At 64.6% G+C, this 12860-nt stretch carries 12 protein-coding genes; 4 read left to right on the forward strand and 8 right to left on the reverse strand.

Translation table 11 applies throughout. The features are described 5' to 3' along the window. The first annotated feature begins 27 nt into the window (after positions 1-27). On the forward strand, positions 28-1269 hold the full coding sequence (sbcD, locus tag ACSQ3N_RS25180; protein ID WP_436147774.1) for an exonuclease subunit SbcD: 1242 nt from the start codon (positions 28-30) through the stop codon (positions 1267-1269). After that, on the forward strand, positions 1266-4847 hold the full coding sequence (locus ACSQ3N_RS25185) for an AAA family ATPase (RefSeq protein WP_436147775.1): 3582 nt from the start codon (positions 1266-1268) through the stop codon (positions 4845-4847). Before sbcD ends, ACSQ3N_RS25185 begins: the two co-directional genes overlap by 4 nt. 99 nt (positions 4848-4946) lie before the next feature. Here ACSQ3N_RS25185 and ACSQ3N_RS25190 read toward each other — a convergent pair whose 3' ends face one another. Then, entirely contained in the window at positions 4947-5867 is a 921-nt protein-coding gene (locus ACSQ3N_RS25190; RefSeq protein ID WP_436147776.1) for a LysR family transcriptional regulator, read from the reverse strand. 136 nt (positions 5868-6003) lie between these two features. On the opposite strand from ACSQ3N_RS25190, the gene ACSQ3N_RS25195 reads away from it, so the two are divergent. Both ACSQ3N_RS25195 and ACSQ3N_RS25200 read left to right on the forward strand, forming a co-directional pair. Next, positions 6004-6840: a pirin family protein gene (locus tag ACSQ3N_RS25195; RefSeq protein ID WP_056171119.1), complete on the forward strand. Its 837-nt coding sequence runs from the start codon at positions 6004-6006 to the stop codon at positions 6838-6840. Positions 6841-6959: 119 nt separating this feature from the next. Continuing rightward, positions 6960-7604 (forward strand): NADPH-dependent F420 reductase, encoded by a 645-nt coding sequence (locus tag ACSQ3N_RS25200; protein ID WP_056171126.1) that lies wholly within the window; start codon positions 6960-6962, stop codon positions 7602-7604. Positions 7605-7649: 45 nt separating this feature from the next. On the opposite strand, the gene ACSQ3N_RS25205 is transcribed toward ACSQ3N_RS25200, so the two are convergent. The 7 genes from ACSQ3N_RS25205 to ACSQ3N_RS25235 form a co-directional block, all read right to left on the reverse strand. Continuing rightward, the gene (locus tag ACSQ3N_RS25205) at positions 7650-8594 is read right to left on the reverse strand and encodes a hypothetical protein (protein WP_156372139.1); all 945 of its coding nucleotides are present in this window, start codon (positions 8592-8594) and stop codon (positions 7650-7652) included. Between the two features lie 440 nt (positions 8595-9034). Further along, on the reverse strand, positions 9035-9271 hold the full coding sequence (locus tag ACSQ3N_RS25210) for a hypothetical protein (RefSeq protein WP_056171129.1): 237 nt from the start codon (positions 9269-9271) through the stop codon (positions 9035-9037). Positions 9272-9647: 376 nt separating this feature from the next. Further along, on the reverse strand, positions 9648-10115 hold the full coding sequence (locus ACSQ3N_RS25215; RefSeq protein ID WP_369817178.1) for an STY0301 family protein: 468 nt from the start codon (positions 10113-10115) through the stop codon (positions 9648-9650). 198 nt (positions 10116-10313) lie between these two features. Continuing rightward, positions 10314-10781 carry an STY0301 family protein gene (locus ACSQ3N_RS25220; RefSeq protein WP_056171133.1) on the reverse strand — a complete coding sequence of 156 codons (468 nt, stop codon included), beginning with the start codon at positions 10779-10781 and terminating at the stop codon, positions 10314-10316. Positions 10782-10924: 143 nt separating this feature from the next. Continuing rightward, on the reverse strand, positions 10925-11395 hold the full coding sequence (locus ACSQ3N_RS25225) for an STY0301 family protein (protein WP_235507441.1): 471 nt from the start codon (positions 11393-11395) through the stop codon (positions 10925-10927). Positions 11396-11397: 2 nt separating this feature from the next. Further along, positions 11398-11778: a BPSL0067 family protein gene (locus ACSQ3N_RS25230; protein WP_056171136.1), complete on the reverse strand. Its 381-nt coding sequence runs from the start codon at positions 11776-11778 to the stop codon at positions 11398-11400. A gap of 144 nt (positions 11779-11922) precedes the next feature. Next, entirely contained in the window at positions 11923-12702 is a 780-nt protein-coding gene (locus ACSQ3N_RS25235) for a tyrosine-protein phosphatase (RefSeq protein WP_436147777.1), read from the reverse strand. Between the last annotated feature and the right edge of the window lie 158 nt (positions 12703-12860).

Here is a 12860-nt window from a genome sequence, read left to right on the forward strand (position 1 = left end):
ATTCAGCCCATTCCACCCACCCATCCCATGCGCATCCTCCACACCTCCGACTGGCACCTGGGCCAGCATTTCATGGGCAAGAGCCGCCAGGCCGAACACCAGGCGCTGATCGACTGGCTGCTGGTCCAGGTCGATGCGCATGCGGTGGATGCGGTGCTGATCGCGGGCGACATCTTCGACACCGGCGCACCGCCGAGCTACGCGCGCGAGCTGTACAGCCACCTGGTGGTGAGCCTGCACCGCCAGGGCGTGGCGCTGTTGCTGCTGGGCGGCAACCACGACTCGGTCGCCACGCTGGGCGAAAGCCGCTCGCTGCTCGCGGTGCTGAACACCACGGTGGTGGCGGCCGTCAGCGACCCGGCCGACCATGTGGTGGTGCTGCCCCGGCGCGGCGGTGATGGCAGCCACGTGCCGGGGTGCATCGTCTGCGCCGTGCCGTTCATCCGCCCGCGCGATGTGTGGCAAAGCCAGGCCGGGCAGAGCGCTGAGGACAAGCAGCAGTCCCTGCAGGCAGCCATCCAGGCGTACTACCAGGGCGTGCATGACGCGGGCCTGGCCCTGCAGGCGCAGCTGCAGCAGACGCTGGGCCGGCGCGTGCCCCTCATCGCGACCGGCCACCTCACCACCGTGGGCGCCAGCAGCAACGAGTCGGTGCGCGAGATCTACGTGGGCTCGCTCGACGCCTTTCCCACCGCCGCATTTCCGCCGGTGGACTACATCGCGCTGGGGCACATCCACAAGCCGCAGAAGGTGGGCGGCCTCGCGCACATCCGCTACTGCGGATCGCCCATTCCGCTGGGCTTTGACGAGGCGCGGCAGCACAAGGAAGTGCTGCTGGTGGACCTGGATGCCACCGGCCTTGCAGGCGTTACGCCGCTGCCCGTGCCGCGGTTTCAGGCGCTGGTGTCCGTGAGCGGCAACCTGGCCGCCTTGCCCGCGGCCATCGCCGCCGCCGCATCGGAAGGCACGGCCGACAAGCCGGCCTGGCTGGAGGTCACCGTGGCCGAAGACGACTACCTGCAAGACCTGCCCGAGCGCATCAACACCATGACGCAGGGCCGGCCGGTGGAAGTGCTGCGCGTGCGCCGCCAGCGCGCCAGCGCCACCGCCACGCTGTTCTCCGAGGCGCTGGAAACCCTGGACGAACTGAGCCCGGGCGACGTGTTTGCACGGCGGCTGTCGCAGGAAGACCTGTCGCCCGACCTGCGGCAGGCCCTGAACCAGCGGTACACCGACGTGGTCCGCAGCATCACCGAAGGCGCGGCATGAAGATCCTGAAGCTGCGCCTGAAGAACCTCAATTCGCTCAAGGGCGAATGGGCCATCGACTTCACCCGGCCGCCGTTCACCGAGAACAGCCTGTTCGCCATCACCGGCCCCATGGGCGCGGGCAAGTCCACCCTGCTCGACGCGATCTGCCTGGCGCTCTACCACCAGACGCCGCGGCTGCCCAGCGTCTCCAAGTCGTCCAACGACCTCATGACGCGCCACACCGCCGACTGCCTGGCCGAGGTGGAATTCGAAGTGAAGGGCGTCGTGTACCGCGCCTTCTGGAGCCAGCGCCGCGCCCGCGACAAGGTGGACGGCGCGCTGCAAGACCCCAAGGTGGAGCTGGCCCAGGTCGACCCCGCCACCGGCCTGGGCACCGTCCTGTGCAGCCAGAGCAACGACAAGCTGCGCCGCGTGGCCGACATCACCGGGCTGGACTTTGGCCGCTTCACCCGGTCCATGCTGCTGGCGCAGGGCCAGTTTGCGGCCTTCCTGAATGCCAGCGCCAACGACCGCGCCGAGCTGCTCGAAGAGCTGACGGGCACCGAGATCTATGGCGACATCTCCCGCCGCGTGTTCGAACAGGCGCGCGACGCCCGCGAGCAGCTGAACCAGCTCAAGGCCCGCGCCGACGGCGTGGAGCTGCTGCCCGCAGAGCGCAGCGCCGCCATGCAGGCCGAGTTGCAGGAATGGACCCGGGCGCTGGCCGAGGTGCAGCACGCCCACGCCGCCACCAGCACGCAGCGCCAGTGGCACATCGACATGGACCACAGCGCGCAGGCCGTGCTGGCCGCCACCACCGGCCAGCAGCAGGCCGCTGCCGCACTGCAGGCCGCCGCCCCCGACCTGCAACGCCTGGCCGACAGCGAGCCCGCCCAGGCCCTGCGCGCACCGCACGCGGCGTGGCAGCAGGCCCAGGCCGCCTGCGAAGCCAGCGACACCCTGCTGGCCAGCCTGCAGGCGCAGCACCAGCACGAGTCCGCGCAACACGCCCAGCACCACCACGCCGCCGCCGTGCTGACCCACCGCGTGGCCGACGCCGCGCAGACCGAGCTGGCGCAGGCCGAGGCCGCGCAGCAACGCCACACCGACTACTGCACCACCCGCGCGCAGCACGCCCACCTGGGCGAGCGCCTGGGCGAATGGCGCCAGCAGCTATTGCAACGGCAGCACCTGCAGGGCAAGCTGGCCGAGCACCACACGGCACTGCAGGCGCTGCAGGCAGACATCGCCCAGCGCAGCGACCAGGTCACCGCCCAGAGCGCGCGCGTGGACGCCGCCACGCAAGACCAGGCCACCGCCACCGCCGCACTGCGCACCGCCCAGGCAGAGCAGCAGCAACAGCTGGGCGGCCACACCATCGCCACGCTGCGCGAGCGCTGGCAACACGCACAGGGCCATGTGGCCGCCTGGCGCCACGCTGTGCAACTGGGCGAGCAGCGCCGCGAACTGGCAGAGCAGCAGGCCGCACTGGGCACGGAAATGCAGCGCATCGAAGCGGCCACCGCCAGCCAGGAGGCCGCACGCCTGGCACTGCGCGCGCAGTACAACGGCCTGAAAGAACAGGTGGCCGACAAGCGCCAGCTGCTGGAGCAAGAGCGCCGTATCCAGAGCCTGGACCAGCACCGCCACGCCCTGCAACCCGGCGAGCCCTGCCCGCTGTGCGGCGCCACCGCGCACCCCGCCATCGACGCCTACCAGGCGCTGGACGTGTCGGCCACCGAGGCCGCGCTGCAGCACAAACAGGCCGAGCTGGAGGCGCTGACCGCCCAAGGCCAGGCCGTGGCAGAGTCGCTGGCCACCAGCAAGACCCGGCTGGCCGAGCGCATGGACCAGCAACAAAAGACCGCCCAGCGCATCGGCCAGTGGGATGCAGAGTGGGCCACCTGCATCGAACCCCTGAATGCGCCGAACGTGCAGAGCGAACAGAACGGGCTGAACGCAGCGGCCCCCTCCGAAGCGCCGAACGCGCTGACCTCATTGCCCGCGCTGCGCACCGAAGACTGGCAGCACGCCGACCAACTCGCAGCCGGGCACGCAGCCGCCCAAGCCGCTCAAGCACGCCTGGCCGACGCCCTGCACAACGCAGAGGCCGCAGAGCAGCGCGTGCAGCAAGCCCAGGCCGCTGCCAGCCAGTGCGACCAGAGCCTGCAAGCCGCCACGCACCAACTGGCCCTGCAGCAGCAAGCCGTGCACGAAGCGCACGCGCGGCAGGCCACGCTGGCAGACACCATCGGCACCGCCCAGGCCGAATGCACTGCGCTGGACACCCGCCTGCGCGCCGCCGTGCAAGCCGCTGGCTACGACCTGCCCGCCGACCACGCGCCCTGGCTGCAGGCGCGCGACGCCGAATGGCAACGCTGGCGCCACACCCAGGCCGAGCTGCAGACGCTGGCCCAGAGCATCACGCGCCTGCAAACCCAGTGCGACGCAGCACAGGCGCAGGCTGAACTGTGGTCGCAACGATGGGCTGCGTTGCAAGCCACTTCCGCTGGCGGTGCAGACCAGCCCGCCGACGCGAACCTGCAGCTACCCCTGTCGGCAACCCTGGACGACGACGGGGCCCACGATGGCGCGGCCGATGCAGCCGCAGCCTTGCAGGCCAGCGTGGCGGAAATAGAGCGCCTGCAACGCACCCTGGCGGCTTTGGAAGGCCGCCAAGCCCAGGCACAAACCACCCGCACCCAACAAGCCACGGCCCTGGAGGCCGCGGCCCACGCATGGCACGCCGCGCTGCAGGCCAGCCCCTTCGCCGACTTGGGCCGATTCAACGCCGCCCTGCTGCCCGAGCCCGAGCGCCAGCGCCTGGCCGCCCAGCGCGACGCCCTGCTGGCCGCACAGCAACGCACCGACGCCCTGCTGCAGGCCGCGCACGCCCGCCATGAAGAGCTGCAGGCCCAGGCGCTCACACCGCAGTCACTGGACGAGCTGACCGCCCGCCTGTCCGAGCTGGAAGCGCAGCGCAGCGCCGTCAGCGAACAGATCGGCGCCCACCGCGCCCTGCTGACGCGTGACGACCAGCTGCGCACCACCCAACAAACCCTGTTCGCGCAGATCAGCCAGCAGACCGCCGACAGCGACGTGTGGCAGCGGCTGGACGCGCTGATCGGCTCCTCCAAAGGCGACAAGTTCCGCAAGTTCGCCCAGGGCCTCACGCTGGACCACCTGCTGCAGCTGGCCAACCAGCACCTGGCCCGCCTGCACGGCCGCTACCTGCTGCGCCGCAAGTCCACCGGCGAGCTGGAGCTGGAGATCGTCGACGCCTGGCAAGGCGACGTGGCGCGCGACACGCGCACCCTGTCCGGCGGCGAAGGCTTTCTGGTCAGCCTGGCGCTGGCCCTGGCGCTGTCGGACCTGGTGAGCAACAAGACGTCGATCGACTCGCTGTTTCTGGACGAAGGTTTCGGATCGCTGGACGGCGACACGCTGGAGGTGGCGCTCACGGCGCTGGATTCGCTCAACGCCAGCGGCAAGATGATCGGCATCATCAGCCACGTGGAGGCGTTGAAGGAGCGGATACCGGCGCAGATCCGCGTGGTGAAGGGCGGGGGCGTGGGGTACTCGCGGCTGGTGGTGTAGGGCGCTCGCCGGCAACATCCGCTCGGGTTGGGACTGTCGATGCCTGGCGCGGCGCTTCGACTGGCTCAGCGTGAACGGCTCAGGTGGATGCCTGCCGCATCAGCCGCAGGCCTGCGGCGGCAGCTCCTGCACCGCGCCCATCTTGTCGATGACCAGATCCATGAACGCCGACACGGCCAACGGCAGGTAGCGCCTGCTGGGGTAGACCATGTGCACGCCGTGGCCCACCTGGTGGTAACCGGGCAGCACCGGCACCAGCAGGCCCGCGCGCAGGTCGCGTTGCGTCAGCGTGGAGGGCAGCAGCGCAATCCCCAAGCCCGCCAGCGCGGCCTTGCGCAGGGCCTGCGCCGTGTTGCCGCTGAAGCGGCCGGACACCTGCGCCTCTGCCGGTGCGCCGTCCGGCCCCGTCACGCGCCAGGTGGCCTTGCCGCTGGGGTGGCCGAACACCAGGCAGTCATGGGCTGCCAGGTCTTGCAGCGTGGCCGGCACGCCCTGGCGCGCCACGTAGGCGGGGCTGGCCACCAGGCCGTCGGTGCCCGCGTCCAGCACCTTGCGGGCAAACAGGCCCGAGTCCTCCAGGATGCCGCCCCGAAACGCCACGTCGATCCGGTCTGCGATCAGGTCTGCGCGCCCATCGCTCAGCACAAAGTCCACCCGTACCTTGGGGTGCGCCACCAGAAACTCGGTCAGCCACTCCATCGCAAAGAAATCAAAAAAGTCCGCTGGCGCCGCCACCCGCACCAGGCCGCTGGGCTCCTGGTTCACCGCCAGCAGCTCCTCGCCCGCATCCATCAGGCCCTCCACCGCGCCGCTGCAGCGCTCCAGAAACACCTGGCCCGCGCTGGTGAGCGTGAGATGGCGGGTCGAGCGCTGCATCAGCCGGGTGCCCAGGTGTGCCTCGAGCTGCTGCACCCGGCGGCTCAGGGTGTTGGGCGGCACGCCCAGGCGGCGCGAGGCCTCGGCAAAGCTGCCGCAGCGCACCACCTGCACAAAGACCGCAACGTCGTTCAGATCCAGCATGGCTGCACTCGCTCGCTCATTCACGTATTCATTCATTCGATTAATGGACGAGTGCAATCATATTGCGCTATCTAGTCAATCAATCGATGAATTTTTAAGCTACAGGCATCACTTCAACACCTTCAGGGTTTTCAGGATGTCTGCACCAGCTTCAGCCCCACGCGCCATCGCCCACCGCACGCGCGGCACCACGCACGGCCCCATCACCCGCCTCATGAGCCCCGGGGACCTGGGCCAGGTGCTCAAGCCCTTCATCTTTCTGGACCTGGTGCACTTCCAACCCGGCGCGGCGCAGCAGGGCTTTGGCATGCACCCCCATTCGGGCATCGCCACGGTCACGTTCTTGTCGGAAGGCGATGTGCGCTACGAAGACAGCACCGGCCAAGCCGGCCTGTTGCCCGCAGGCGGCGTGGAATGGATGCGTGCTGGCAACGGCGTGTGGCACACCGGTGCCCCGGTGGGCGACACGCCGGGCCGCGGCTTTCAGCTGTGGGTGGCCCTGCCCGCCGCGCTGGAGAACGCCCCCGCCCAGAGCCAGTACCTCGCCCCCGAGCTGGTGCCCCAGGTCGGCCCGGTGCGGGTGCTGATGGGCACCTACGGCCCGGCGCGCAGCCCGGTCGCGGCGCCGGGCGGCATGACCTACCTGTCGGTGCAACTGGCCCAGGGCGAACGCTGGACCTACACCCCGCCCCAGGGCCACACGGTGGCGTGGGCAGCGGTGGCTACCGGGGCCCTCACTGCAGGCGAAGGCCTTGACGCAGGCGAGCTGGTGGCGTTCGAGCCCAGCAGCCAGAGCATCGACTTTGTCGCCACCGAACCCACCCGGTTCGTGCTGGGCTCTGCCGTGCCGCACCCGCACGACCTGGTCATGGGCCGCTACTCGGTGCACACCAGCCCGGCCGCACTGGCACAGGGCGCCACAGAAATCCGGCGCATTGCAGGGCAACTGCGCCAGGCCGGGCGGCTGGCCTAGGGCGGGGCTGAACAGGGCCGGCGCATCGCGCAGGCCTGTCCAGCGTCGCCTTGGCTCCACTCACTTTCCATCACGTTCTTTCAACCCACTTCACTCACTCACTCACCCAAGGAAACATCATGAACATCGGCATCATCGGCTCTGGCGGTCTCGGCTCCAACGTGGCCCGCGCATTGGCCCGCAAGGGCCTGTCGGCCACCCTCTCCAACCGGCGCGGTCCGCAATCCCTGGCCGCTCTGGTAGCCGAACTGGGCCCCACCATCCAGGCATGCACCGTCGCAGAAGCTGCCACCGCAGACATCGTGCTCATCGCCGTGCGCTGGGAAGACCTGGGCCAGGCGCTGGGCCCCCTGCCCGCCTGGAACGGCCGCATCGTCATCGACGGCACCAACCCCGTGGAGTTTCTGGACCCCAACTCGCCCGATGCGCAGGACCCCACCAACCCACTGGCAGCCTACGGCATCAAGGCCATCGACCTGGGCGGACGCTCATCCAGCGAAGTGTTCAGCGAATTCGTGCCCGGCGCCCGCGTGGTCAAGGCGTTCAACCACCTGGACGTGAACGTGCTGGCCCAGCCCCAGGTCTCCGGCGGCCAGCGCGCCATGTTCTACGCCGGCGACGACGCCGCCGCCAAGGCTGCAGTGCGCGAAGTACTGGACGCGATTGGCTACTTCCCGGTGGACCTGGGCACGCTGGCGGTGGGCGGGCGGCTGTCGGAGCTGCCGTTTGGGGCGTTGTCGAGTACGCAGTTCGTCAAGATTTGAGTGGGGGGCGTGCCAGGGCGCTTTGAGAGCTCCAGCCGCCCCTTCTTACAGGCCGTCTAAAAAATCCGTTAAAGATCCATTCGTTGGGGTCATCCATCGCCGGGCAGGATAAATGGACAATAATTTGTCTTCTGGACTATAAACTGAAACTTTATCAAAAACATTATTCAACAACCCATCTTGAATATTGGAAACTATATGACTATCCTCATCCCTGAACCCAAACCCGATAATCGCAAGATTGTTTTCAGTCGCCAAACCTCTATTTCCGCAGATGGAATTGAAGTATTGCTTATAGAAAAGCAGCGCCTCATTTCCAGCGATAATTCCCTTTTTCACACCTTGATCCCCGACTACTAGCACTGGCCAACGATAAGGGGGAGTATGATATTGGGTTTTCTTCGTGGGCTTATATCGAAGATCACCATGCAAATGCAATATTTTGAATTTCGCCGCGGCACTGCGATTCATCTGACCATTTCCGGCCCAAAAATCTGTGACGTCTGTACCTCTGGAGTATCTCGGCCCATAAACGATGTGATCAAATAGTCCATCAAAATTAAGGGTAAAATAATTTATCGAATCATAATCCGAAAAAATTCGAGCAATATGACGATCAAAACGGTTGACCACTGACATCATCTGCCGCAAAGATATCGTAAGCTTTTCCTCGATGTCATCTAGCGCGCTCCCTATTGAGCCCTGCAACTCCGATTGCCTAAACAAGGCAGAAAATGCATGCGGGTCCATCCGAAATCGCTGCAATTCAGATTTTGTTCTTTCTATAACTAAATTTATCGTCAATAATCCACCCAATATATAATCAAAAGAATCCGGGGAAAACATTGCCCTAATTTCAGGTGTAACTCTTTCGTAAACGCTTGTGCTGATTTTTTGGTAGGTAAAATTTGTAATCTCAGTCGCTTCAGGGCAAACCGCAGAGATGCCCAAATTGATGCCCGCGCCACTAATGATGTTCAATTGCCTCATCACCCCTCCTTGGATAATATCGAAAAAATTATCGCCCGATCGCTATAAATTGCGCCCAACGACTAACTGCCATATACAGCACCCTAGTTGCGTTTTGACAGGCACTTGAGTGCGGGGTACGCGACTCCGCGCCAATTGAAACTGCTCACACGTTTGTGGAGTTGCCGCCACCGCCCCTCCAACCCCTTAATCGAATGCATCGTCATCAACTTAATGGTGTACTCCTCCGGCCCGTAACCCCCGACCGACGAATCACCCGATGCTTGCGCACCAGCGCCACCGAACACACCTCCATATCGCCCCATACGTGCCTTAGCGCATGCTGATCCCCAGCAAATCGCCACGTTTGCCGCCCGCTCAAGCAGCGTCGGCAGGTCGATCAAAATGGGCTCCGAACCTCGCGCCCGCAGCTTATGAGTTGCGGTAACGGGATGCCGTCATCACTGTCCCCTGACGACTTCGGGTTTCAGAATGTCGTCGGCCATACGGTGGTCCAGTTGTCGTCGCCCCAGGCTGCGGGCCAGCTGCTCTTGCTGGATGTCCATCACGCGCATGATGCCGGGCAGCTGGGTGTCGGCGTCGTTGTCGTCAAACAGGGCGCCCTGGGTTGCACGCGCACCTGCGGGAACATGATCCAGCGCATCCGGTCGAGCTACGGCAGCCTCAGACGCCGCCAAAGCGGTGGGCGAACATGGGGCCTATTGGCACGTTGTGTCACAGCAGATACTCGTCATCGAGCTTCTGCTCAAGCCCCTCGGCCAGCCGCCGCTCACCAGTGGAATCAAACGCGGACGAGCCTATCGCCGGTATCAATGTCGCCATGCCTGCACTTGCCTTCCCCCTTTGCCTGCTGATCTACTTATGTGTCCATTTGTAAATCCAATGTAGGGTGGTGCGGCGAATGCGGCAACTATCAAATGTCAGAGGGTGGGGGCGAGCTGCTGTGCGAGCGGTTGGTGGGCCTTGGTGGCGGTGCCCATCGGAAATTGGCATCAAAGTGGCCTCCACCGCTTGTTGAATAAGCGCTAGAAGCTACCAATTCAATAGCAATTGTCAGTGGCGCACTTGGCTCTGGCAGCTCCACCGTTTGACGGTGGGCGGTGATATATTGAGGTCATGTTCTGCCTTGCACCCAGTAACGCTCTTGTCGAGAGGCCTCGTAGCCACCGCAGAGGTGCCTGAGTATTCACAGGCCACCCAATACTGCTGCGTGGAGGGCGGGAAAGCCCATTGCAAGTACAGCGTCTTGCCTCGACTGTGCGTGCGGTGCGGCACCTTTTGCATGAGCAGCTCCGGCGGGCCTTCATAAAAACCCACGTTGTCCAGGGGGTAGCTGCTATTGCTGCCGCGGACTTGCCAATCAGGGGGCACCTTGTCCGAAGGCGTTTGCTGGACTTGCAGAGATTGCGGACACGGGCTGCCCGTTGGCGTTGCGTCGGGGCCAGGTGCTGATTGCGCTATAGCGAGAGCCATTGAGCCGGGAGCGATGAGCAGGAAGACGATGTGGCGGTGGATGTTCATGGCGACGGCTGCACTTAGTGTCGACGGGAGAGCGTGGGGTAAAAACTAAGCCAAATTGGCCTCTGCCGCTTACTTCGAAAGCGCTAGCAGCTTCAACTTTATGAGCAAAGGCATGACGAAGTTGTGGGCCTCCCGCACTGCTAGCGGCTCTTGACAATCCCTGGAATCCCACTGCCCCGTGGCTACCTTTCGCCCGATTTATTGCAGGTCGCCACTGCGACACGACCAACGCTTGAAGATGACGGGTGAAATGTTCCGGTCGTATTCCACAGTGCAAGACGTGATGCTTTTTTCGAGAGGTTTGGTTATCACAGCGGCTGTTTGCGCGTACTCACAGGCAACCCAATAAGGGAGGTCTTGGGGATAGAGTAGCCAAGTCACCACCCATGTCTTGCCCTTGCGCCGCTCGCTGCTGGGCATCAGATGCGCTCTTTCTTCCGGCGGCCCGGAGTACAGCGATACGTTGTTGAGGTAGTGGTTGCGCGAGCTACCCACCGCCTGCCAACCCGCCGGCGGTTCGGCGGTTAGCGTTTGCTGGACCTGAATGGACGCGGGGCACGTGCCCTCGTGAGCGATGCCGGACAGGGTGTGGCCTGTTTGGGCAATAGCGCAACCCGTAGCTGAAAACACCGTGAGGAAAAATACCGAGTGCCAGCGAATGGCCATAGCGACTACTCCACGACAAAAAGGCGAAGGCAGCATGGAGGGGCGGTGTGCTGTTGAACCAGCTCGTCGGGGTGCAGCGACCGCGTCCGGATTAGCTGCAGCGCGAGTCATCCACTTGCGGCAATCAAGCATTCACGTGCACTTCAGCGGCGCGCTGTGCGCTGGCAGGTCCACCGTTTTACGGTGGGCGGTGATGTATTGAGATTGTGTTCTGCGGTGCAACCGGTAGTGTCTTTGTCCAGTGGCCTAGCTGCAATCGCCGACGTCCGGAAGTACTCGCACGCTACCCAGTACGCTTGGGGGGACTCTGCAAAATTCCACTGAGAGATCAGCGTCTTGCCTTTGCGCTGCTGACTGTCCGGCGCCAGCTTCTCCAGCTTCTCGGGAGGGCCTGAGAAAAATGAGACGTTGAAATGCGGATGGCTTTCGTTGCTGGCTCGGACCTGCCAGTCGGGTCCGACCTTGTCGGCAGGAGTCTGTTGGACCTGCAGAGACTCAGGGCACTGGCCTGCTGCGGAGGATGTGGCCGACGCCACTGGCGTCTGGGCCCATACACAACCTAATCCACCCCAGACGAGAAATGTGATAGCGAAGATTTTTTTATAGGTCATCATGCTCAATCCACCACCGAAAAAGCATCACCGTTGCTACTGGGACTGATCAGGTTTCCTTTCTTGTCCTTGCCCTTGAAGGCGAGAACGCGCTTTTGGATACCGTCGACGCCGACCCACTGGTCAACCACGGTGATACCCGAAGCGTCTTGCGAGACATAGAGCGCTGCATGGTTTCCGGTACTTTTGTTTGGATACTTGCCATCCACAAACGTCGCGATGACGGTGCCCTTCTTCAGCAACAGGTTGCCTTTGACCGCTGCACCTTCGCGCCACAGAGCAGTGGCCGGCGCACGCGCATACTCTTTAACGAGGGCAACGCACTGGTGGGTTCCCGCGAGCGGCTTGCCAACAAGAGACTCCGGATTCTCATAGATATACGACATTCTGACTTTCAGATGGGAGATTAAACAAACTCCAGCATCTGATCCATCGGATAGCAACTGCTTGAGCCGGAGGAGTCTAGAAGCAAAAAACAGAGCGCAAACGTGAGAGGTGCAACCAATTGCGCTCCGAACCTGCCACCCCCGCTACTTCTGCAAATACCGCCCCACCAACGCCTCCTGCGCCGCCGCATCCACACCCAGCACATCCACCAGATACGCCTGCACGCCGCCAAAGTCGTTGTCCACCATGTGCAGCGCCGCATCCAGAAACTCTTCCTGCACTCGCCACAGCACCGACAGCACTTCTTCGGGCGCATGGCTCCCCATGCCCTCAGGCCGGCGGTACAGGGTATTGGTGAGCAGGTAGTCCTGCATGACCACATCGCGCGGCACGCCCAGGCTCAGCAGGATCAGGGCGGCGGCGAAGCCGGTGCGGTCTTTGCCGGCGGTGCAGTGAAAGACCACGGGCGTGGGCTGGTTGCCCGCCAGCAGCAACTGGAACAGCTCGGCAAAACGCGGCGCGTTGTCGTGCACGAAGCCTCGGTAGGTGTCCTGCATCAGCACCACAGCGTCTTGTGCGGTGAGCTGGCGGCCTGTGCGCTGCAGCTCCAGCGCGCGCTGCACCACGGTGGGCTCGATCACCAGGGGGTGGTAGGCCACGCCGGGCAGGGCGTAGGCGTAGGCGGCGCTTTCGGCCTTGCCGCGAAAGTCGATGGCACGGGTGACGCCCAGCTGGGCCAGCAGGGCCTGGTCTTGCGGGGTGAGCGCGGCCAGGTGGTCTGACCGGAAGAGGTGGCGCCACTTGACCGCGCGCCCGTCGCGGCCGATGTAGCCTCCCAGGTCGCGGAAGTTGCTGGCGCCCGCGAAGGGGAGGGATCGGGTGGGGCTGGCGGTGGAGTGCGTGGAGGCGGGCTGCTGGGGCATGGCGAGTGCGTGCTTATGTATGTGGCTATGTACGTGGGGACTTGCGTGGGGTGGCTGGTGGTGGTGCTGGGCCGGCGCCACGGGAGTGACGGGCCGGCGCAGGCTCCAAGCCTAGCCCAAATGCGCTGCCCGGGCTGTCACCGCCGTGTGCCACACGG

Source organism: Acidovorax sp. LjRoot194 (assembly GCF_964253015.1).
GTDB lineage: Bacteria > Pseudomonadota > Gammaproteobacteria > Burkholderiales > Burkholderiaceae_C > Acidovorax.